Source organism: Mediannikoviicoccus vaginalis (genome assembly GCF_928097925.1).
In the GTDB taxonomy this organism is placed as follows: domain Bacteria; phylum Bacillota; class Clostridia; order Tissierellales; family Peptoniphilaceae; genus Mediannikoviicoccus; species Mediannikoviicoccus vaginalis.
Genome location: NZ_CAKMRI010000001.1, coordinates 521,736 through 543,086, shown reverse-complemented (window position 1 = coordinate 543,086; position 21,351 = coordinate 521,736). Strand labels below are relative to the sequence as shown.

Below are 21,351 nucleotides of genomic sequence, written 5' to 3'. Positions count from 1 at the left end.
AAGCCGTAGTAATCTACGGTTTTAATATTTCATATAACATATGTTATAATATTAAAATAGAAAGGAATGCCTATGAATTTATTAATAATTACTTTAGTTTTAATACTGGCTCTTGTAGCCCACAGATTTTCAGATAAGTTTGGACTACCATCGCTACTTCTATTTATTTTGCTTGGTATGTCTTTTAATCTTTTAGGATATAATTTTTCAAATTATGAATTGTCTGACAAAGTAGCAAAAGTGTCACTTATGATAATAATGTTCTATGGTGGATTTGGTACAAATTGGAACATGGCAAAGCCCGTTTCAAAGCCGGCCATAGTACTTTCAAGCCTTGGAGTTGTAGTAACAGCTCTTTTAACAGGGGCATTTTGTTATTTTATTCTTAAGTTTGACTTCTATGAAGCCATGCTACTTGGTTCAGTGGTTGGTTCCACCGACTTTGCATCAGTGTCATCAATACTTGTTTCAAAGAATTTGAATTTAAAATACAATACTGCACCACTTTTGGAACTTGAAAGTGGATCCAATGACCCGGCGGCCTATACAATGACCATGGTGTTTTTGGCGCTTATTGCAGGTTCTGATATTTCCGTTCCATTAATGGTACTAAAACAAGTTAGCTTTGGTGTTGTTTTAGGATTTATAATGGGCCGTGTTAACATGAGGATTATAAATCTTGGTAGACTTCAAGATGACGGTCTATTAGTTGTGCTATTTGCAGCTATAGTTCTTGGTACATTTAGTTTGACGGAAATGATTGGAGGAAATGGATACCTAGCTCTTTACATCCTTGGAATCTATATAGGAAATAAACAGTTTGTAGGTAAGAGAGATATAGTGTTTTTCTTTGATGGACTATCATCACTTGTCCAAATTGGACTTTTCTTCTTACTTGGTTTCTTATCCGATATAGAAAGGCTAATAGCAGTTCTTCCTGTAGCATTTATAATTATGATGGCCATGGCAATTATAATTAGACCTGTAACGGTAATTGGTTTGATGTTGCCATTTAAGCTTGATAAGAGCCAACTGGGGATAATATCCTTAGCAGGACTTAGAGGAGCTGCGGCAATTGCTTTTGCAATACTTGTGGTAAACTCGGGAGCAAGCCTATCAATAGACATATTCCACATAGTCTTTGGTATATGCTTATTTTCATCATTTATTCAAGGTTCACTAATGCCAATAGTAACAAAAAAAATAAATATGCTTGAACCAAATGATACGGTTTTAAAGACCTTTAATTACTATCAAGATAAGTCGGATCTTGGGTTTATCCAAACTAAAATACTTCCAGGAAATAAATGGATTGGTAAGCAGATAAAAGAACTTACCCATACGTTTAATATAATCGTTGCAAAGATTGAAAGGGAAGGAAAAACGGTGGTTGCTAAGGGAAACACCGTCATTAAAGAAAATGATATAGTGGTTCTTGGAGGAGAAACCCACTTTGACAGGACTGGACATAACCTTGTCGAGATTACACTGTCTAAGGAACATAAATGGGCCAATAAAATGGTTTCAGAAATACCAATGGGGGACAAAGAACTTATTATAATGATTCAAAGAGAAGATGGAGAAATAATCGTTCCACAGGGAAGTACCGTAATATATCCAGGTGACGAGGTAATAATAATTAACGAAGAATAAGAGGCATGTTAGAGTTATTAACTCTGACATACCTCTTTTTTTATCCGTATAATTCTTTGTATCTGTCTTCAGTAGATCTTAAATATTTTTCAACTGAATAGACATTTCCATTTTTAGAAAAAATTTCCTTTAAAGCAAAGTCAAGCTTATCATGTGGAATGAAATATGAATCATTACGCTTTTCATAGTCTAAATTCACATTTGTTTTTATTAAATAATTTTCCACTGCAAAAGAATTTAAATTTTCTCTTAATATTTTTCCATTTACTAAGAATAATATTTCATCCGTTGTTTTATCAACTTCTGAAAGTGTGTGGGATGAAAGTATAACCATCTTTCCCTTTGACTTAAGATAATGTAAATACTCCCTAAGTAGAATTATTGAAGATGGATCAAGACCTGTAACAGGTTCGTCCATTACGTAAATATCGTAGTCACCTATAAAAAAGTATGTCAGTAACATCTTTTGTCTCATACCAAGGGAATAGGTGGAAACTTTTTTCTTCATAAAATCTGATACTCCAAAGATGTCTATTGCATCATTAAAGTCGCTTTCACTTACATTCATCAAACTCTTTGCAAGTTCAAGATGGTCAAGGCCAGTTAAATTGTCGTAGAGCATATTTAAATTTCTCGCATAGGATAATTTTTTAAATACAGCAAAGTCAGAAGGATCCATATTACATATTTTAACCATTCCAGAATCTCTCTTTACAAAGTTTGCCATTATATCCATTAAAGTAGTCTTTCCAGTTCCGTTTGGACCCACTAAAGCATATATATCAGGTTTATCAAGTTCTAAGTTTAAATCGTTTAAGACTATCTTTTCTCCATAACTCTTATTAAGGTTCTTTATTTCAATCATAAGCTCCTCCTACTAAAAATAGATTCTCCAATTATAAAAAACAATATGCTTTCAACAGCCATAACAATACTTCCAAATAAAAAGTTAATTGAACTTGTGGTGTTTATAAAGTTCATTCCACCAGATGCAAATAGCATTGGGTCAAAGTAGGTAAATGGATTTATTAATGCAAATTTACCTAAAAATCCTTTACTTGCAATAAATACACCTGTAATTGAAAGCACCACGCCAATTACATTTGAACTTTTATATCCAGTTGAAGAAACCATAAATATAAAACTTGTCATTGTTAGTGAAAACAAAAGACTTGAGATTATTACTTTAGGAATCATACTTACTGCAGCTACATTTGTTCCTATGAAAGTTTCTGTGCCTTTAACAGGTGAGTAATTTATAACGGGATACAGAGATTCACCAATACCACCTTTAACAAATCCCAATATAAAAAGTAAAGCATATATCAAAAGTATCATGATAAAACTTATGGAAATGGAGGTTACAAATTTTGAAATATAAATATTTCTTTTTGAAGCTCCAGAAGTAAATAGCAGTGCAGGTTTATTTTTCTTAAAGTCATCACATATCTTTAAAGATATTATTGAATTGATGATTAGTAGAGAAAGGGCAGTAAACCCAATTCTATTTGCTTTAATAAACTCTCCCACGAAACCTCTCGCTTCAAAATTACCATAGTGCATATTTAAAAGGTATAAATTTAAAGGATCCTTTTGGGCGTATAGGTTTGCCATGTCGCCATTAGTTCCAAATTCATCATCTGGTTTTATTTTGTTTTCCAGAAAATACCTTATTCTATCAATATTGTAATTATCAAATGAATCTGTATTGCTGTCATTTCCAAGTTGAACGGTATCGCCTTCAAGATAGTACTTTAAATAATTTTCAAGGTACTTAGAAGGATTTTTATCTTTCTCTAAATAACTTTCCTTTAAATTATTTAAAAGTTCTAATGTCTTCTTTGGATTATTTAGCATCTGATCTTCTGGAATATCTTTAAATTCTTCCATAATCATCTCTTGTGAGCTTATTAAAAGTCCTAAATTTGTTAAGGATTTTTCCTTTAATTTCTTAGAACTTTTAGAAAAGGAAAATGAAATTACTACACATGATATTATTACAAAAACACTTACAAACTTTAAGATTTGACTTCTCTTAAGCTTTACAATTTCAAAAGACTTGAGCCCCTTGATGTTTTTAGAATCATAGTAGCGACTTCTGTTGAACTTTGGTTCTCTGTTAAATCTAAATAGATAGTTTAAATAGAAGAAAAACAGCGCAAAGGCAACAAGCAGTACTAGGTTCATAATCCTTGAAAGTATTTTTATAGAGTCGAAGGAGAAGTAAAATTCTATATTTATAAACCTTCGGCTCAAAAATATTATTAAAAATGCTATGAAAAATGTTATACAAAAGGAAAGACCAAAATTTAAAAACTTTCTTACAAACTTATAAATCAAATACATCACTAAAAAGCATAGGGTAGTTGTAAGTAGAAGTTGTAAAAAAATCAAAATGTATGAGTTATGGTATATTCCCCAATTCACATCAGGATTTGTCATGCTAAAGGAGTTTCCCTTAAGCACATTATAGGTTAGAATTTCCCTAAAACTCCCAAAGGGAGTCTTCCTATAAATTGAAATAATGGCGCATCCAAGAGCTGAAGATAAAATCATAATAGATGGTATAAAGATAACCTTCAAACTCTCCATTAAATTTTCTTTAGGAAAATCATAAGATGCATCATCCACCTTAAAGTCCAGCTGTTTTAGTTCTGTTACGAAAATTGCAACAAAGAGTATTAAGAGCAAGAATAGGGGACTAAATATAAACTCCCATGATCTTTCAAACAGACTAAGAAAAGTCTCTCTAGTTGGATGTGTATTAATATGATGTTCTTTATGGTAATTATATAAATTCATGAAGTTTGCAACTTCTCCTTTTTCATCTGAAAAAGTTGCAATGGAATACTCTGAATCAAACTTTTCTAAAAGAGATTTTTCAATATCTTTAAGCTCTACAAATAGGGAGTAGGCCTTGTCTATTTCACCATAATAATTTTCTTCTTCATTTGCAAACAAATATCCATAGGCAATGTTTAGATGGTTTAAAAATGCATCAGACTTTTCTATGTAAACACCCATTTCTTTTTTTAGTTCAAGATCTTTTGTCTCTTTGTATCTAATTTTGAAATCAAGAAAATTATAGGGGAGTCTTTCGATGCTTTGTGCTAAAAATTTTTCTGATTTTATAGCATAACCTTTTTGATTTAACAAGTACCCCATAGATAAAATAGCAAAGAAAACACAGATATATACCCAGATTTTGTTTTTATAAATTTTTTTAAAACTAAACATAATTCCTCCATAGAAATAAAGGCAGAGTTTGATTATTTTGTAATATCACTTTTAGATTTATAGGCTACACCAGAGTAGGTATAGGTAACTTTATTGGCGCTTATATCAGTGTAATCAGGCCTAGCATGCCTTTTTAAAGTTCCCACATATCCATCCCTGTCATAGGAGATAGATGATGGAATTCTTGTGTTTCTTTCATGTGTTTCTTGCACAACTATATTTTTTGTAGAAACATCAATTGGTTCATTTTCTTTTGATGGATTAACTGACAAAACGTTTTCAACGATAAAAGTAAAAACCAATAGTATGCAAGTTAGAAAAATAGTTTTTAAAAAAGATTTTTTGTTCATATCTTCCTCCAAAATTTATTAATACTCTGCCCTTATAAAAAGTATACTATAAATTCAAAAAAAAAAAAACATAAATAAAAATCTTTTCAAATAAAAGGGCAATAAAACCTGCTAACAAAAGTCAAGCATAACCTGAAATTAATTTCAGGTTATTTGATTATTTGAGTAATTAAATTATTGCATGGCAAACAAACCGAGTGTAATCAATCGGTTTGTTTAGTGTAATTTTAGATTTTATGCTACTTTTAATTCTTGTTTTTGAGCTTTTGATTCCATAACTCTTGCATAGTAGATTCTTAAGAATTTGTTTAATCCTGCAAATTTACATACTTTTTTGGCTTTTCCTTCTTTTTCTTTTTTTATCATGTACTTATATATTTCATTTTCTGGTTTTTTAGCACTCATCATACATTTCATTGCCTGGTAGCCTACTTTTCTTAGTATTGCATTTCCTCTTTTACTTATTTTCCTTTGATCTGCTTTAAAGTTTCCTGATTCATATGGTGGTGCGTCTATTCCTATAAAGGATATTAGGCTTTTTTTGTTTTTAAATTTTGATAGGTCGCCAAATTCTGCTACTATTTGTACTGCTAATTTTTCTGATATTCCTGAGAATTTTTTTGCTTCTTGATATTCTTCTAAGGGCTCGGATATTTCTATCATTTGTGATAAAATTCTATTTAGAATCTGATTTATTTGTTTTATCAGGTTTATTCCTTCTCTGATATTTGTTTCTATTTTTGAGTTATGGGAAGGTTGTGTTGAGATACTATCCTCTGCTAATTGGTAAATGGCTTTTGCTTTGTTTGCATTTGGATGGTATCTCTTTTCTTTTGCCCACCTTTTATATTCTTCTATAAATTCTTTTTCTGTTTTTTTTAATACTAGGTCTTTATGCCACCATTTTTCTAAAAAGTCTAAGAGTTTGTCTTTTGAAAAGTCTCCTGAATTATGTAGTATTAGTTTTTTTATGCCTGGAAATGTTTGATGTATTGTTTGATCTATGTAGTTCATTTGATCGATTCTTAGCTCCATGTAATGTTGGTAGTTTCTGTTTAATTCTTTTAAGACTCTGTAGTTTTCTTCATCTACTTTGTATTCTTCTAATTCTTTCCAATACATTAGTCCATATTCTGCTATTTGTTTTGCATCCATCTTGTCATTTTTTGCTTTTCTAAAGTTTAATGCTCGACAATATTGTTTCATTTTTAATGGATTTATTACTGTTACAAAGTATCCTCTATCTTTTAATTCATAAAGTATTGGTAGATGATATTTTCCTGTTGCTTCCATTGTTATTTTTACTTCTTCTTTTAATTTTTCTAGTTTCTCTATTAATTCTTCTACTTTTGTTTTTTTAAGAGAAACATCAAAGGGTTTCCAAATTATTTTGTTTCCTTGTTCTAATGCACAAACTGTTATTTTTTCTTTTGATATGTCTATTCCTACAGATATCATAATTTTCCTTCTTTCTTATTATTTTGTAGTTTCTACCTGCACCATTACACTCTTTTTAGCTTGTGACACGGACGTTTTGCCCAACCTGCTTAACCGAATATGAATAATGAAAAGGTAGTTGACAGTTTTATTGGCGGATGTTTCAACCCTAAAAACGCCTCGTCATACTACATCTTCATTATACAAAAATAGTGCAAGATAGGAATTACTTCCTTTCTTACACTATTTATGGTACTAAAAACTGCCACGATTGTAGCAGTTTTAAATAATTTAGAATTCGTCAAAGAAGATTCTATCTTCTGGAACTTTCTTTTCGCCTAGTGATTTAACAATACCTTCAATCATCCTAGGGCTACCGCATAGATAAGCAGTGTAAGTTGTGTCTTCATTTACATATTTATCTATGGAGTTGTTAACTCTTCCAGTGTCGCCTTCCCAGTTGTGTTCAGGAGTTGTTCTTGATAGGGTAGGCATAAATTTGAAGTCGTATAAATCTTCCTCAAATTGTTTCATTTCATCTACTAAGAATAAATCTTCAGGTGTTCTTGCACCAAAGTAGAATCTTGCTTTCTTTTTAATGTCGTTGTCTCTCATGTGGTTTAGAATTGATCTTATAGGTGCAAATCCGGTACCTGCTGCTATAAGAAGAATTTCTTCACTGTCATCGTCATGGTAGTAGAAGTCACCATAAGGTCCGTTGATTAGAACTTTGTCACCAACATTAAGAACTTTATGAACATATGTTGAACAAATACCCATTGTATATCCAATTAAGAATTCCACATGTTTTGTATCTTTAATTGAAGATGCAACGGAGTATGCTCTAAATACTTCTTCGTCACAGCCATCAAAGTCATCTCCACCGTCATAAGGTTCTGTTTTTATTTGCATAAATTGACCTGGCTTGAAGTTTATTGTTTCGCCTTCTGGTAGTTCAAATCTAAGTTTGACAATCTTGTCAGTCATAGGAATTTTTTCTACTAAGGTCATTTCGTATTCTTTTACGTTAAACAACTCTTCGGGTATTTGAATATGCATATCTGATTTAACTTTAACTTGGCATGAAAGTCTAACGTTGTCACCTAGTTCTTCAGCTGAAAGCCAAGGCTTTTCTGTCGCAAGCACAGGACCTGCACCGTCCATTACCTTAACCTTACAGTATCCACATGAACCCTTTCCACCACATGCTGATGGAATGAATATCTTTTGTGAAACTAGGGAAGATAGTAGAGTATCTCCACCTTCAACAACATATTCTTTTTCGTCATTAATGGTGATTTTAACTTCGCCATAGTCTGCAATATATTTATCTGCCAAAGTAAGAAGTAGTGCAATTACTCCTGAGATAGCAGTTATAACTAATGTTGAAATAATTATCTTATCCATACTATCACCTATGATATTGAAACTATTCCTGAGAAACCGATAAATGCAAGGGCCATTATACCCGTAATGATAAGGGTGATAGGAGCTCCTCTAAGTCCTTCAGGAATTGAGTTTTCGTTAACTCTTGTTCTAATGCCTGCCATTGAAATTATTGCAAGTGCCCAACCTAGTCCTGATCCTAGTCCGAAGAATAGTGATTGTAGGAAGTTGTATTCTCTGATTACCATAAATAGTGAAACCCCAAGGATCGCACAGTTTACAGTTATAAGAGGTAAGAAAATTCCAAGAGCGTAGTAAAGATTTTCAACATATTTTTCTAAAAGCATTTCAAGTAATTGAACGAATGCTGCAATTACTATGATAAATACTATAAATCTCAAGTACTCTAAGCCAAAATGTTCTAGCAGTTGATAAACAAAATAGTTTAGCACTGTGGTAACTGTCAATACAAATGTAACAGCTACTCCTAATCCTGTTGCTGTCTCAACTTCTTTACTTACTGCTATGAAGGAACACATTCCTAAGAAGTTTGAGAAAATCATATTTGAAGTAAAGATTGAGGCAAAGAATATTACTAATGGATTAATGGTCATTATTTTTTCACCTCGTTTTTCTTATTCACTAAGTTATAAACTATCCACATAATGATTGGTAGTACGAAGAATGCTCCCGGTGGCATTACCATAAGTGTCCATGGAACAAAGCCTTCAGGCATTATTCTAAAGCCAAATACAGATCCAAATCCAAGAATTTCTCTGATGATAGAAACACATAGTAGTACTAATGTGTAACCAATACCCGCTGCAAAACCGTCCACAAGTGACATTAGTGGTGGGTTTGAAATTGCATAGGCTTCAGCTCTACCCATTATGATACAGTTTGTAATAATAAGTCCGACATATGGTCCAAGAGTCTTACTCATTGAAGGCATGTATGCCTTTAGGAATATGTCAACGATTATTACGAAGAATGAAATTATGAATACTTGCACAACCATTCTAATATGCTTTGGTGTAATATCCTTCAACATTGATATAAAGAAAGAGGATAGTGCTGTAGTAAATGTTAAAGCAAGTCCCATTATTAGGGAGTTTAACGCTAAGTTTGTTACAGCCAGTGCAGAGCAAATACCGATTACTTGTATAAGAACAGGATTATCAGTGATGATACCCGTTTTAAGTATCTTTTTATACTTTTTCATTAGTTAGCCCCTCCTTCTTTTTCAATAAATGTCTTTAAGTCTTCGTTTATCATATCGGTTACAAAGGTTGAAGTTTGAGTAGCTCCAGCAATTGCATCTATATTTCCACCATTTGCAGGCTTGTTGATAACGTAATTGCCATCAGTTGGAGTCGATATGTCAATTCCTCTGTACTGTTCCTTATATGGAGCTTCCGCAATTCTTCCACCAAGGCCTGGAGTTTCATCTTGTTTAATAAACTCGATACCAGTTGTCTCAGTGAAGTCTTTATTTACTCCAATGTAACCTGTAATGGTTCCCCAAAGGCCAGGGCCTTCAATTGGAACAGCGTAGGCTTCTACTTCGTCACCTTTCTTATAAACATAGTATTTAGTATCCTCATAGTCTTTTTCTTCAACATTTTCATTGAATACTTTATCTATTTCTTCAGGATTTTCTGAATCTACAGGAATATCAAAAACATAAAGAATTTTGTTCTTTAATTCAATTTCAGAATTGAATTCTACTATTGGTGTGGTCAACTTGTTTATAAATGCCAAGATAAAAACAAGCACCGCTGATAGAACTAGCATAAAGACAATAGGATAAACTACAGATTTCTTTTTCATTAATTTGTCTCCTTTGCTAATTTATTCTTTTTTGCTTTTTTTCTTTCTCTTACTATATAGTCCATGATAGGTGCAAAAATATTACCTATTAGAACAGCGAACATCATACCTTCTGAGAATAGGGCAAAACCTCTTATGATTACACAAACAATCCCTATAATAATTCCGTAAATAAATTTTGCAGGTTTTGTCTTAGGAGCTGATATTGGATCTGTTGCCATAAAGACAGCACCTAGTAAGAATCCTCCAGATAACATTTGGAAGATAGGATTAGGTATGGACTCAACCTTCATAAAGTTAAAGATTAAAGTCATAATAGTAAGACCAATTGCAGATGATAACATTATTTCCCAAGAAGCTACCTTTTTGTAGATTAGGTAAGCTGCACCAATAAGGATTAATAGCTTTGAAGTTTCTCCGATGGCACCGGGAATTCTACCTAAAAATAAATCAAGATAGTTTGTCATCTGTCCTGCATTTCTAAATGCAAGCATTGGTGTAGCAGTTGTAACTTGGTCAATTAATGGATTGGCCCATTTGTTTAAAGCACCAATTCCTCCAAATACTGCTTCGTTCCAGTTGATTGTAAGTGGTTGTGGGAAGTTAACGTAAACGAAAACTCTACCAACTAGTGCAGGGTTGAATACGTTTTTACCAAACCCGCCAAATACCGCCTTACCAAAGAAAATTGCAAATGCAATTCCTACTGCAGACATCCAAAATGGAATGGATACCGGCAATGTCATCGTGTAGAGAACAGAGGATATGATTGCCGCTTCAGAGATTTTTTTTCTGTTATATATTTTGCTTTCGCATATAAATTCAACTAAGCAAGCTATAATAACATTGAAAACCGTTAAAGCAAGCACTCTCCATCCAAATACATATATTGAAAATAACAAAATTGGAAGAAGAGCAATTAAAACTGTTCTCATCATTTTTTGTTTCATAAAATATTTTTCGTACAATGAAACCATTAAATCACCCCCGTTATTATAATTATAACACTTTTCTTGATTGAAATTCATGTCAATTTGTTTTTATTACAAAAATAGTCATATATTTATTTCTAAAACAGAAAACAATATGTTGTATAATACTATTAGATATGTAAATGGAGGAGTTTGTGGGCTATATTAAAGTAGAAGTATTTATTCCAGAAGTTTCTGTGTCAGATTTCATAAAAGAAATAAATAATCTGGGAGTACTTAAGGAAGATAATTATGATTACTGTTTTAGTGAGACGAAGGTTTTTGGAAACTTTAGACCACTAGATGGAGCAAACCCCACAATAGGGGAAGTTAATAAGAGAGAAATCGTAAATGAAAGTAAGTTAGAGTTTAGAATATCTGAAAAAGATTTAAATAGGGTACATAGATGCATTTTAGAAAATCATCCTTATGAAGTTCCAGTTATAAATTACATCAAGCTTTTGGAGGTGTAGAATGATTGAAGAAAAATTTAATATGAAAGACTTAGATGATAACGCCTTTGAAGATTTGTTAAATGATTTTTTATACTATCTTGAATTGATTTTTCGAATCGATTCTACAGAGGGACAATATGTATTTTTAAATTCTGCAAAGATTGACCAAGATGGATCTGACTTTTTAAACTCAATTGGTGTAGAATGTAATGACTTTTACAAGGGATATGAATGTTATTTTAATGATGATTTTTTAGAAAAGTTTCCAGAGGCTACTAAAGACTTTCCAAATATAAAAATAAATAAGATGAAGGAACCCAAATTAATTTGGCAGGGCAACTACAATGTAAATTTTGAAGGTTATAATAATGTTTTAATCCCTCAGGTTATTGAAAAGGCGGAGGAAATAGTTAGTAAGTATCCAAGCCTTAATACTTCTATGCTTATTAATGTATCTGACTACGAATTCTTAGTGGACTTAGTTCGCTTTTGTGAAGAAATTCATTTGGAAAAAATATATAAACATTTTGATTTTGAAGATAAAGACAAGATAATCCCCGGGGAGGATATAGAAAGTTTATTATTTTATGCAAGTGATAAAATTTACTCAGATGAATTTGACAAAGTAGTTAATGTTAAACCAGCTATTTATGATGGAAGGGAAAGTGTTCCTGGAATTTATAGAAATGGCGTTAAAAGAAAAATTACATCTACTGGTATGTTTCCAGAATTTTCTTGGGATGATACAGTGGAAAAAGAGGATGGCATAACTTTTTATTTTAGTACAAATGTTCATTATTCTCTTATAGAGTCATTGGTTGACTTGCTAAAGGCCAAGAAGATAAAATCCCATAAATTTTTAGAGTTTAGTGACGCAAAAGTAATACTTACAAATAATAATGGAGAGTATCTTCTTAATCAATTTGAATAGAAAAAAAGAGTCGAGACGCCCCGACTCTTTTTTTATTCTGTTCTAATTGCATCAATGGCGGATATTTTGGTTGCTCTTATGGCAGGGAGAAGTCCTGACAATAGTCCTATAACAGCAGAAAATATTGCTGAAACAAGCATTAGCCAAACAGGGATGTAGGAACTAAAACCACCACCCATATCATCTCCACCACCAAATAGATATTTGTTTAGGATAAATGACACCAACAGCGATAATAAAACTCCTAATATGCCACCGATTAGACCAACCATAGTGGACTCAATTAAAAATATATCTCTTATGTTTTTAATTGAAGCGCCAACAACTTTCATAATTCCAATTTCTTTAGTTCTTTCATAAATTGACATTATCATAGTGTTTGCAATTCCAATGGCGGCAACTAAAAGTGCCACTGCACCTATGGCGCCGAATACAAGTTGTATTGTTCTTACTTGCTCTTGCATACTCTCGTTAAATTCAAGATTGGACTGGGTCATATATCCCATTTCATTAAGTTCATCTTGAAGTGGTTTTACATCTTCCAAAGTATTTGCTTTAATCATTATATATGAATAGGGGATATCCCTTTCTGTAATTTTCTTTTTGTTATCTCCCGACAAATTAAGTTCTTGTTCCGCCATATATAATTTTTTTGCAGTTTTGTAATTCATTAAAATTTCTGAATCGTAGCTATTTGCTCCGCCGGTTCTTCCAATTGGTTTAAACTTAAAGTCAATATATGTCTTTTTTCCTGTTTCCATTTCAGATTGAAGGTCTTTCCATCCAATTCTTATGGTAGGTTTGTCCTTCATCAAATCTATATTATCCACAGGTTCACCAGTTTTGCTATTGTATACATGTATATTTGAAAACACATATTCATCATCGGAGTTTTGCGTTATATTTGACCCTTCTTCAATTGTATAGCCAAACTCTTCCATCTTATTTACGTCAACGCCTTTAATTGTAGCATAGGCATCATAATTTTTAATTAAAATGCTGGCAGAGTTGATTTCAATTACTGGAAGAACATCCTTAACGCCTTCCATGGCGGCAAATGATTTGACTTTAGAGTCGTTTAAAACCTTGGACTTGTTATCATTTTCCATCTCTGGACGGAAGTAGTCATTACTCCTAACAGTAATATTTGTAAGTCCACCCATGCTCTCAATCATTTCTTCATTTGATTTTTGCATGCCAAGCCCAAAGCTTATCATCAAGATGATAAAAGATGTACCTATTAAAATGGAAAGTAAAGTTAAGATTGTTCTTAGTTTTCTTCTAGATAGATTTCGTAAACTGAAAACTAAAAGATCATTTAATTTCATAGTTGTAAGTCTGAACCTTTCTTTTTCTTATCTCTTTTTTTCTTAACTATTATTCCAGCTATAATTGCAACTAAAAGTAATCCTCCTAAGATAAATGGAAGTGCACCCATGGAGCCTGTTCCTTGATCCATCTCGTCATCGGGAACAGTTGTGCTTTCATCCATTTCCTGTGCTTCCATGGAAAAATCTTTTTCTTCTGTATGGGTTTCTCCAGTGGAGTCTTCGTAGGTTATAACCAGTTTACCCTTTATAGTTCCAGATTCAGTTGGAATAATCGTAGAGGAGAAGTGATCTGATGCTCCTGGAGCAAAGTTACCTACAAAATAGTTTCCACCATTATCAACGGAAAAGCCATCGCCTTGAACGGTTACCATAAAGTTTGACAATGTGTCTTTACCGGTGTTAAAGAAATCCATATCTATGGTTGCAGGTTCTCCTGCCATGCCAGGGTTTGCATTAATTTCTCCAAAGGATACCTTGGCTTGTTGAACGACTGGTATACCGATGATTTCATTTGCGGTAAACTCGTTTCCATTTTTATCTTCATATTCAAAGTTTGCAGTTATAACATAATTTTGCGCCTGTGCATTTGGTACAACGGACATCTTAATTGACTTTGATGCAGTTTTGCCAGGAGCTATGCTATTAATGTAGAATGTGTTTGAACTTCCCACAGGAATAAACACAGAGCCTCCAACATTTTCTCCATTGGTTCCAGAGCCACCAGTTTCATTATTTAAAGAGATTTTTATATTTCTAACAGAGTAAGTTGAGTTTGTATTGTAAAAACTCATATTTAAAGTAAACTCCTTGCCAGCTTCTACCATTTTAGGTTGAAGGGAGTAGTTGTCTATTATTAGTTTAGGTTTGTTTTTTACTGAAGGGTTAGAAGTTTCACTTCCAGTATCAGAGCCAGTGTTTGAAATGCCTGTATCATTTGTCTTTGGGTTTTCTATTACCATATTATCTTCTCCATTTGCATTAGTATTTTGATTTGAATTGTCTTTGCCACTTTCCTTTGGCGTTTCATTGTTTGTGTTACATTTATCCGTAGCAGGTTTATCATCTTTGCCAGATTTTTCTTCTTTAAAATTAATATCTTTAAAACCAAGTTCTGTCTTTAGTTCCAAATTGTCTTTTATTTTACTTCCAAAAACTTCTATTTTGTATGAATCCTTGTCAAGCTTTTCCAAGGCCTTAAGGTTAAAAACTATAACGCCGTTTCCTTTGTCGTCAGCCTTTTCAACCTTTGACCCTAAAACTTTGAAGTTGTCGTTTGGAACCATAGTAAATATATAAGTACTTAAGATGTCGTAATTTATGTTTTCAGGATAGATTAAAATTGAAAACTCCGTATCTTTTTCAATATTCTTTGGTTTCTTTTCGCTTTCTTTAAATACTTGCTCAATCTTATAGTCCTTAATTTTAATTTCGTCTGCATCTTTTACGGCGCCATCTGCGGCAAAAGATATATTTGACATAGCTAAAATGCTTATAAGAAGCAAGATAGACAACAATCTTTCTTTCATAAACTCCTCCTAAATCTCTCTAATAATCTTTCCGTCTTTCATCTCTATGACCTTATCCGCATATGAGGTGAGCTCTTCGTTGTGGGTTACTATAATCATAGTCTGTTTATTTTTATGGATCATATCTGTAATCAAATCCATAATATCCTTTGATGTATTGGTATCCAAGTTTCCAGTTGGCTCGTCTGCAAAAATTATTTTAGGATTATTTGCAAATGCCCTGGCTATGGAAACCCTTTGTTGCTGTCCACCGGAAAGCTCCTTTGGCTTGTGATAAACCCTGTCTTCAAGGCCAACTTTTTTTAATATTTCAAAGGAAGTCTTCTCCCGTTCCTCCTTAGAAACTCCTTTGAATGCAAGTCCAAGACTTACATTTTCCAAAGCCGAGAGAATGGGGAGCAGGTTATAGGATTGGAATACAAAACCTAAGTTCAGTTGCCTAAAGATGGTTAAATCCTTTTCACTTAACTTAGTTATGTCGTGACCACCAATTAAAATTTCACCCTTATCAACTTTTTCAAGTCCCGCAATGGAATTTAAAAGGGTGGACTTACCAGATCCCGACTTACCGAGGATACAAAGAATCTGTCCTTCGTCTAGGTTAAGTGACAATCCGTCAATGGCCTTAACCACTGTATCGCCCATGCGATAATATTTATAAATATTTTTTATTTCTATAAGGTTTTTCAAGTTTTCACATCCTTACTTTACTTTGTAAAATTATTTTATCATAGAATGGGTTAAACAATTGTTACAAAAATCTTACATTTTATCTTGAACTATGATTTTTGTGTTTTATCACTGGGTATGAAATAATAGATAGTAAGCAAAAAGGAGCAAGAAATGGAAAAAGTAATACTTTATACAAGACAACATGAAAACTCTTTTTATGAATTGGAAAATAAAGGTGAGATTACAAATAAGGAAATATATGTAAAGTTACATATGGGGGACATTGCTCCGTTTTTTATGGAGAGATATAGAATTTTTGTGAAGATGGCACAGGAGATTGTACCACGCCCAAAGGGAATAGAATATCCCATATGGTGTTCTATAAGTAAAAGAAACTGCTTAAAACCTGTGGAAAAGGAATTGGTATATGAAATTGAAGTTCCTAAAGATGAAATAATCTATTTTGATGGTTGCAAATGGGATTATGTTTTAAATAATCTCTACATACCAAAGGACGAAGCGGATGCAAATGAATATAAAAAAGAAATTGAAAAACTTGGCGTTACAGATGAGTTCAATTTTATAGACGGAAAGTATCAAGGTATGTATCCTGAAATAGAAAAGAAGATAAAAGATTCATGGGTTAGAATATTTGACATAGATAATTGGTCCGACTTTATAGTTCAAGCAAATATTTGGCAAATAAAAAAGGAATGGGTGCGTAGAATTATAAAGCCTGGAGAAAGAATATAGGGGTGATTAATTGTTTAAAGAATTTAAATGGTTTATTAAGTCCTACAGGAGAAATCTTATGGCGGGACTTATTTTTCTGTTATTAAGTGATATTGTAGGGATTTTCCCGCCATATTTAATAGGGGAGTTGACGGACAAGGTCTTTTCAAATTCAATAGACTTAAACGGTTTTATAAAATTAATAGCTATTCTTGTTGGAGCAATCATACTAAAATATTTTTTAGCAATGGGATGGTCCTTCTTCATCCACCGAGGAGGAAATGAAATAGAACTAAGACTTAGAAGCAAACTAATGGGAAAGTTTTTAGGTCAGTCCATGGAATTTTTTGACAAGAACTCAACTGGATCACTAATGGGAAAGTCCACTAACGACATAAACGCAGTTAGTCGTATGATAGGTTTTGGAACCCTGGCAATGTTTGATGCAACGGTGTATCCTTTTTTTATAATACTTGTAATGATATTTTCAGTTAGTTTCAAACTTACTATTGCAACTATTATTCCAATTCCACTTCTTGCGGTGCTTGTAAAGTTACTGGGGGATAAAATTTACAAGAAATGGGACGCAGCCCAGGCTGCATTCGACAAGTTAAATAGCTTTGTACTTGAAGATGTGGTGGGAATTAGAATAATCAATGTATTTAATTTACAAAATGTTAGAAGGAAAATGTTTAAAGTTAGAGGCGAAGAGCTTAAGGAAAAAAATCTTGAAGTTGCAAAATACAATGCACTTTTTAGACCGATAGACTTGACGATTACAGCCATTTCCTTTGCTATTGCAATATTTTATGGTGCAGTTTTAATATATCGTGGAGAAATAACCATAGGAAAATTGGTTTCATTTACCTTCTACTTGAATATGTTAATCTGGCCTATGTTTGCCCTGGGAAATTTTATTAATATAAAGAACCAGGCAACCGCGTCAATGAACCGTATTCAAGAAGTGCTTGACTACGAAGAAGATATTGTAGATCGAAAAGACGCCATAACTCATATTGAAAAACCAGATATTGAATTTAAAAACTTTTCATTTAAGTATCCAGATTCAGATTATATTTTGAAAGACATAAATTTAAAGGTTCCATATGGCACGTCTCTGGGCATTCTTGGGAAGACTGGGTCTGGCAAGAGTACATTATTAAAACAACTACTAAAGTACTACAACACCGATTTTACGAAGATTTTAGTAAATGATAAATATCTTGATGACTACACCACCTATGCAATTAGGGATAAGCTGTCCTATGTACCTCAAAAGCATATGATATTTTCAAAGACAATTGAAGAAAATATTAAACTTTCAAAGCCTGATGCAACAGAGGAAGAGCTAAATAAGGCAATAGAAATGGCTGATTTTAAAAAGGATTTAGAAAATCTTCCAATGGGACTTGAAACATTATGTGGTGAGAGGGGAGTTTCCCTTTCAGGTGGACAGAAGCAAAGAATTGGAATTGCAAGGGCCTTTTTAAAAGACCCAGACATACTATTGTTAGACGATTGTATGTCCGCTGTTGATGGAAAGACAGAAAGAAATATAATCAACAATATAAATAGTAGAAAGCATCAAGGCACAATAATTCTTGCATGCCATAGAATTAGTCAAGTTATGAATATGGATCATATAATTGTGCTTGAAGATGGAAAGATAGTTGAAGAGGGTAGCCACCAAGAGCTAATGGAACTTGACGGTTGGTACGCTACTCAATTTGTTAGACAGATGGCAGGAGGTAGATATAGTGAAGAATAAAACTTCTGCAAGTAAAAGGCTTATAAATTATGCCAAAATGGAATCTAAAAACTTAACCTATGGAATAATTTGTACCTTTATAAGAACGGCTTTAGAAATTGTTGGACCACTAATTGTAGGGTACCTTTTAAATAATTACATTAAAACTGGTATGACAAAGGAAGACTTTATAAATATCGGACTGTATCTTGTTTTATACTTGGCGGTTTATATAGTTGCTGGGCTATTTTCAAGAAGCACAGTACTTCATTTTGAAAGGGCTTCCAATGGAATAACCCTACATGTGCAAAAAGATATTTTTCATCATGTACAGTCACTGCCAATATCATACTTTGATTCACTTCCAGCAGGGTCTATAGTATCAAGAATTACTAATGACACCAATAAATTAAAGGTGATGTTTCAAAACGCCCTAGGTGACATGACAACATCTGGAATAATGGTTATTACAATGTTTATTGTATTACTAGTTAACCACACCAGGGTTGCAATATACCTTTTAGTGCTTCTACCGATAGTGATTTTAATATTTTATGATTTGAGAAGAAAGTATAGAAAGTATACAACTGAAATCAGAAAATTAACATCCATCATCAATGCGGATATAAATGAAAATATTCAAAACATGGAAATTATCCAGGCCTATAATAAAGAGGACTTGATAAAAAAAGAGTTTGATGAAACTAACCAATCAATTTGGGATAATGAATTTGAAATGACAAAGGTTAGATCCTATGGTGGATACAGGGCCATGGATATTGTGTCCTATTTTGCAACGGTAATAGTTTTAATCTACTTTGGTGTAGGAAGAATTACTGGAAAGTACCAAGTTGATGTTGGTTCTCTCTATATTGTGTTGAACTATGTAAATAAGATGATGAGTTCACTTACCACCATAGTTACATGGTTTGGAGAGTTGGAACAGTCATATGCATCTGCAAAACATGTGTTTGACTTATTTGATCTTGAACCAGAAGAAGAACTTCCTGAAAAGCTAAACAATATTGAAGGAGAAGTTCAGTTTAAAGATATCTACTTTGCATATGATAAAGAATATGTATTAAAGAATATAAACTTTGAAGTTCCATATAAGACTTCCGCAGCCTTTGTAGGTTCAACGGGAAGTGGAAAGTCCACAATATTAAACTTGATATTAAACTTCTACAGTCCACAAGAAGGTGTGGTTTCAATTGACGGACAGGATATAAAAAATGTTAATAAGCTTTCCCTAAGAGAAAAAATGGCGGTGGTGCTTCAAGATTCATTTTTGTTTGAAGCAAGCATCAGAGAAAATATAAAGCTAGATGACAACTTTAGTGATGAGGAGATAAAAGATGCACTTAGAGCCGTTGGGGGAGATAGGATTATCAGTAGGGGAATTGACACCATGATAAAGGAAGGCGCAAAGAACTTGAGTCAGGGAGAGCAACAGCTGGTTTCATTTGCAAGGGCCTATATTAGAGAGCCAAAACTTTTAATCCTTGACGAAGCCACTTCAAATATAGACACGGAAACAGAAAGTATTATTCAAAAGGGAATTGAAAAGCTAAAGGAAAACAGAACAACACTTATTGTTGCCCATAGGCTTTCCACAATTAAAGATGTAGACATGATATATGTTCTTTCAAAGGGCAAGATTATTGAAAAGGGAAATCATGAAGAGCTTATGAATTTAAGTGGATTTTATAGATCCATGTATGAAGAGCAAATGGAAGATAAAGTTGAAATTTAAATTTAAAAAAGCCGGGGTCACCGGCTTTTTGCTATTTTTTATTCATCACATTTTTTATAAAGTTTCCATATGGAGGATACCTCAATGACATATCGGGACTAAACTTATTCGAAAGTACAGAAGTTTTATGGGAAAAGGCCTTAAAGCCTTCAAAGCCATGATACCTTCCTATGCCAGACTCTCTAACTCCTCCAAATGGAAGTCTTGAGTTTGCAAGGTGAGTCATGGTGTCATTTATTGCCATGCCTCCAAAATTGAAATTGTTCATAACATAATTAACGTCTTCTTTATTATCTGTAAATAGATAGAAGGCTAGGGGATTAGGATGTGTATTTATTATATTATTCACATCAACCCAAGTATCACATTCAATTATTGGTAGGAATGGTCCAAATATTTCTTCCTCCATAAAAGGAGAATTCAAATCAGTAACAAAAAAATGTGGATTTATTTTTCTGTTTTCAAAATCAAAGTTCTGTTCGTTATAAATACCTTCCATAATGGCTAGTGCTTTAAGTCTTTCAATGGCAGCACCATCAATTATCTTAGGATAATTTTCATTTAGCATAGGACTGTTGCCATAAAAACTATTTACAGATTCTTCAAGTAGAGTTTTAAATTCTTCACCAAGGCCTTTGTCTACTAATACATAGTCTGGGGCAACGCAGGTTTGTCCACTGTTCATGGTCTTACCCCAAGCAATTCTTTTAGCTGCTACTTCAAGTTTACTGCCTTTTTTAACAACGCAAGGACTCTTTCCACCTAGTTCAAGCACATAGGGAATCATCTTACCTGAAGCAATTATGCCCATATTCTTTCCAACCCTTGAAGAGCCTGTAAAAAATAGCATGTCTATGTCTTCATTAATAAATCTATTTTTATCATCTTCATCAAGACCATAGTAGGTTACATAATCAGGAATTGAATTTCGAATTATTGAATAGATTATTTCAGAAGTGTTTACAGTCTTTGAAGAAGTCTTTAAAATAACTTTATTCCCCGCTGCAATAGCAGATATTAAAGGAACCATTGAAAGCAAGAATGGATAGTTCCATGGTGATGTTATTCCCACAGTACCATAGGGTCTGTACATATAGTAAGACTTTCCAGGGAAAAGGGTAAGTGGTGTCTTAACCTTATGTTTTTTTGCCCAGTGGGGAAGGCTATCTATTGCCATGTTAATTTCTTCAATTACTTGGCTATATTCTGTTAATAGACCTTCTGCTTCAGACTTTCCAAGATCTCTCTTTAAAGCGAGAAGCACTGCCTCTCTATGGGCTACTATAGAAACTTTTAATTCTTTTAATATTTTTATTCTTTTCTTTACATCCATTTCATAC

19 protein-coding genes are annotated in these 21,351 nt (G+C 33.0%); 6 read left to right on the top strand and 13 right to left on the bottom strand.

Annotation, left to right across the window (positions count from 1 at the left end; genetic code table 11):
- Window positions 1-72 precede the first annotated feature (72 nt).
- Entirely contained in the window at window positions 73-1,653 is a 1,581-nt protein-coding gene (locus L6651_RS02680; protein ID WP_237036514.1) for a potassium/proton antiporter, read from the top strand.
- Window positions 1,654-1,693: 40 nt separating this feature from the next.
- Here L6651_RS02680 and L6651_RS02675 read toward each other — a convergent pair whose 3' ends face one another.
- The 9 genes from L6651_RS02675 to L6651_RS02635 all read right to left on the bottom strand — a co-directional run bounded on the left by L6651_RS02675 (window position 1,694) and on the right by L6651_RS02635 (window position 10,870).
- A complete protein-coding gene (locus L6651_RS02675) occupies window positions 1,694-2,518 on the bottom strand; it encodes an ABC transporter ATP-binding protein (RefSeq protein ID WP_237036513.1) in 825 nt (274 codons plus the stop codon).
- Entirely contained in the window at window positions 2,515-4,890 is a 2,376-nt protein-coding gene (locus L6651_RS02670; protein WP_237036512.1) for an ABC transporter permease, read from the bottom strand. The genes L6651_RS02675 and L6651_RS02670 overlap by 4 nt, the downstream gene beginning before the upstream one ends.
- Before the next feature lie 32 nt (window positions 4,891-4,922).
- Entirely contained in the window at window positions 4,923-5,240 is a 318-nt protein-coding gene (locus L6651_RS02665) for a hypothetical protein (RefSeq protein ID WP_237036511.1), read from the bottom strand.
- A gap of 234 nt (window positions 5,241-5,474) precedes the next feature.
- The gene (locus tag L6651_RS02660; protein ID WP_237036510.1) at window positions 5,475-6,698 is read right to left on the bottom strand and encodes an IS110 family RNA-guided transposase; all 1,224 of its coding nucleotides are present in this window, start codon (window positions 6,696-6,698) and stop codon (window positions 5,475-5,477) included.
- 270 nt (window positions 6,699-6,968) lie between these two features.
- A complete protein-coding gene (locus L6651_RS02655; RefSeq protein ID WP_237036509.1) occupies window positions 6,969-8,084 on the bottom strand; it encodes an NADH:ubiquinone reductase (Na(+)-transporting) subunit F in 1,116 nt (371 codons plus the stop codon).
- An 8-nt stretch (window positions 8,085-8,092) separates the two neighbouring features.
- The gene (locus tag L6651_RS02650) at window positions 8,093-8,677 is read right to left on the bottom strand and encodes an NADH:ubiquinone reductase (Na(+)-transporting) subunit E (RefSeq protein ID WP_237036508.1); all 585 of its coding nucleotides are present in this window, start codon (window positions 8,675-8,677) and stop codon (window positions 8,093-8,095) included.
- Window positions 8,677-9,285, bottom strand: coding sequence for an electron transport complex subunit RsxE (gene rsxE, locus L6651_RS02645; RefSeq protein ID WP_237036507.1), 609 nt, complete (start codon window positions 9,283-9,285; stop codon window positions 8,677-8,679). The genes L6651_RS02650 and rsxE overlap by 1 nt, the downstream gene beginning before the upstream one ends.
- On the bottom strand, window positions 9,285-9,893 hold the full coding sequence (locus tag L6651_RS02640; protein ID WP_237036506.1) for an FMN-binding protein: 609 nt from the start codon (window positions 9,891-9,893) through the stop codon (window positions 9,285-9,287). The genes rsxE and L6651_RS02640 overlap by 1 nt, the downstream gene beginning before the upstream one ends.
- Complete coding sequence (locus L6651_RS02635; protein ID WP_237036505.1) at window positions 9,893-10,870, bottom strand: RnfABCDGE type electron transport complex subunit D; 978 nt, start codon at window positions 10,868-10,870, stop codon at window positions 9,893-9,895. Before L6651_RS02635 ends, L6651_RS02640 begins: the two co-directional genes overlap by 1 nt.
- A 149-nt stretch (window positions 10,871-11,019) precedes the next feature.
- On the opposite strand from L6651_RS02635, the gene L6651_RS02630 reads away from it, so the two are divergent.
- A complete protein-coding gene (locus tag L6651_RS02630) occupies window positions 11,020-11,337 on the top strand; it encodes a YqfO family protein (protein WP_237036504.1) in 318 nt (105 codons plus the stop codon).
- Window position 11,338: 1 nt separating this feature from the next.
- Entirely contained in the window at window positions 11,339-12,250 is a 912-nt protein-coding gene (locus L6651_RS02625) for a hypothetical protein (RefSeq protein ID WP_237036503.1), read from the top strand.
- A gap of 32 nt (window positions 12,251-12,282) precedes the next feature.
- On the opposite strand, the gene L6651_RS02620 is transcribed toward L6651_RS02625, so the two are convergent.
- Genes L6651_RS02620 through L6651_RS02610 form a run of 3 tightly spaced genes read right to left on the bottom strand, consistent with a single transcriptional unit; the run spans window position 12,283 to window position 15,797 of the window.
- Entirely contained in the window at window positions 12,283-13,578 is a 1,296-nt protein-coding gene (locus L6651_RS02620) for an ABC transporter permease (RefSeq protein WP_237036502.1), read from the bottom strand.
- Window positions 13,575-15,107 (bottom strand): COG1361 S-layer family protein, encoded by a 1,533-nt coding sequence (locus tag L6651_RS02615; RefSeq protein WP_237036501.1) that lies wholly within the window; start codon window positions 15,105-15,107, stop codon window positions 13,575-13,577. Before L6651_RS02615 ends, L6651_RS02620 begins: the two co-directional genes overlap by 4 nt.
- Window positions 15,108-15,116: 9 nt before the next feature.
- Window positions 15,117-15,797: an ABC transporter ATP-binding protein gene (locus L6651_RS02610; protein WP_237036500.1), complete on the bottom strand. Its 681-nt coding sequence runs from the start codon at window positions 15,795-15,797 to the stop codon at window positions 15,117-15,119.
- Window positions 15,798-15,950: 153 nt separating this feature from the next.
- Between L6651_RS02610 and L6651_RS02605 the strand changes: the two genes are divergently transcribed.
- Genes L6651_RS02605 through L6651_RS02595 form a run of 3 tightly spaced genes read left to right on the top strand, consistent with a single transcriptional unit; the run spans window position 15,951 to window position 20,011 of the window.
- A complete protein-coding gene (locus tag L6651_RS02605) occupies window positions 15,951-16,532 on the top strand; it encodes a DUF3841 domain-containing protein (RefSeq protein ID WP_237036499.1) in 582 nt (193 codons plus the stop codon).
- A 58-nt stretch (window positions 16,533-16,590) separates the two neighbouring features.
- Window positions 16,591-18,279, top strand: coding sequence for an ABC transporter ATP-binding protein (locus L6651_RS02600; protein ID WP_237036498.1), 1,689 nt, complete (start codon window positions 16,591-16,593; stop codon window positions 18,277-18,279).
- Window positions 18,269-20,011 carry an ABC transporter ATP-binding protein gene (locus L6651_RS02595; protein WP_255784611.1) on the top strand — a complete coding sequence of 581 codons (1,743 nt, stop codon included), beginning with the start codon at window positions 18,269-18,271 and terminating at the stop codon, window positions 20,009-20,011. Before L6651_RS02600 ends, L6651_RS02595 begins: the two co-directional genes overlap by 11 nt.
- Window positions 20,012-20,042: 31 nt before the next feature.
- On the opposite strand, the gene L6651_RS02590 is transcribed toward L6651_RS02595, so the two are convergent.
- A complete protein-coding gene (locus tag L6651_RS02590) occupies window positions 20,043-21,344 on the bottom strand; it encodes an aldehyde dehydrogenase family protein (protein WP_237036497.1) in 1,302 nt (433 codons plus the stop codon).
- Between the last annotated feature and the right edge of the window lie 7 nt (window positions 21,345-21,351).

What these genes read in the sequence shown, in the direction of transcription:
- L6651_RS02680 (WP_237036514.1), top strand. Translation starts at nt 73, where the DNA reads ATGAATTTATTAATAATTACTTTAGTTTTAATACTGGCTCTTGTAGCC.
- L6651_RS02675 (WP_237036513.1), bottom strand. Translation starts at nt 2,518, where the DNA reads ATGATTGAAATAAAGAACCTTAATAAGAGTTATGGAGAAAAGATAGTC.
- L6651_RS02670 (WP_237036512.1), bottom strand. Translation starts at nt 4,890, where the DNA reads ATGTTTAGTTTTAAAAAAATTTATAAAAACAAAATCTGGGTATATATC.
- L6651_RS02665 (WP_237036511.1), bottom strand. Translation starts at nt 5,240, where the DNA reads ATGAACAAAAAATCTTTTTTAAAAACTATTTTTCTAACTTGCATACTA.
- L6651_RS02660 (WP_237036510.1), bottom strand. Translation starts at nt 6,698, where the DNA reads ATGATATCTGTAGGAATAGACATATCAAAAGAAAAAATAACAGTTTGT.
- L6651_RS02655 (WP_237036509.1), bottom strand. Translation starts at nt 8,084, where the DNA reads ATGGATAAGATAATTATTTCAACATTAGTTATAACTGCTATCTCAGGA.
- L6651_RS02650 (WP_237036508.1), bottom strand. Translation starts at nt 8,677, where the DNA reads ATGACCATTAATCCATTAGTAATATTCTTTGCCTCAATCTTTACTTCA.
- rsxE (WP_237036507.1), bottom strand. Translation starts at nt 9,285, where the DNA reads ATGAAAAAGTATAAAAAGATACTTAAAACGGGTATCATCACTGATAAT.
- L6651_RS02640 (WP_237036506.1), bottom strand. Translation starts at nt 9,893, where the DNA reads ATGAAAAAGAAATCTGTAGTTTATCCTATTGTCTTTATGCTAGTTCTA.
- L6651_RS02635 (WP_237036505.1), bottom strand. Translation starts at nt 10,870, where the DNA reads ATGGTTTCATTGTACGAAAAATATTTTATGAAACAAAAAATGATGAGA.
- L6651_RS02625 (WP_237036503.1), top strand. Translation starts at nt 11,339, where the DNA reads ATGATTGAAGAAAAATTTAATATGAAAGACTTAGATGATAACGCCTTT.
- L6651_RS02620 (WP_237036502.1), bottom strand. Translation starts at nt 13,578, where the DNA reads ATGAAATTAAATGATCTTTTAGTTTTCAGTTTACGAAATCTATCTAGA.
- L6651_RS02615 (WP_237036501.1), bottom strand. Translation starts at nt 15,107, where the DNA reads ATGAAAGAAAGATTGTTGTCTATCTTGCTTCTTATAAGCATTTTAGCT.
- L6651_RS02605 (WP_237036499.1), top strand. Translation starts at nt 15,951, where the DNA reads ATGGAAAAAGTAATACTTTATACAAGACAACATGAAAACTCTTTTTAT.
- L6651_RS02600 (WP_237036498.1), top strand. Translation starts at nt 16,591, where the DNA reads ATGGCGGGACTTATTTTTCTGTTATTAAGTGATATTGTAGGGATTTTC.
- L6651_RS02590 (WP_237036497.1), bottom strand. Translation starts at nt 21,344, where the DNA reads ATGGATGTAAAGAAAAGAATAAAAATATTAAAAGAATTAAAAGTTTCT.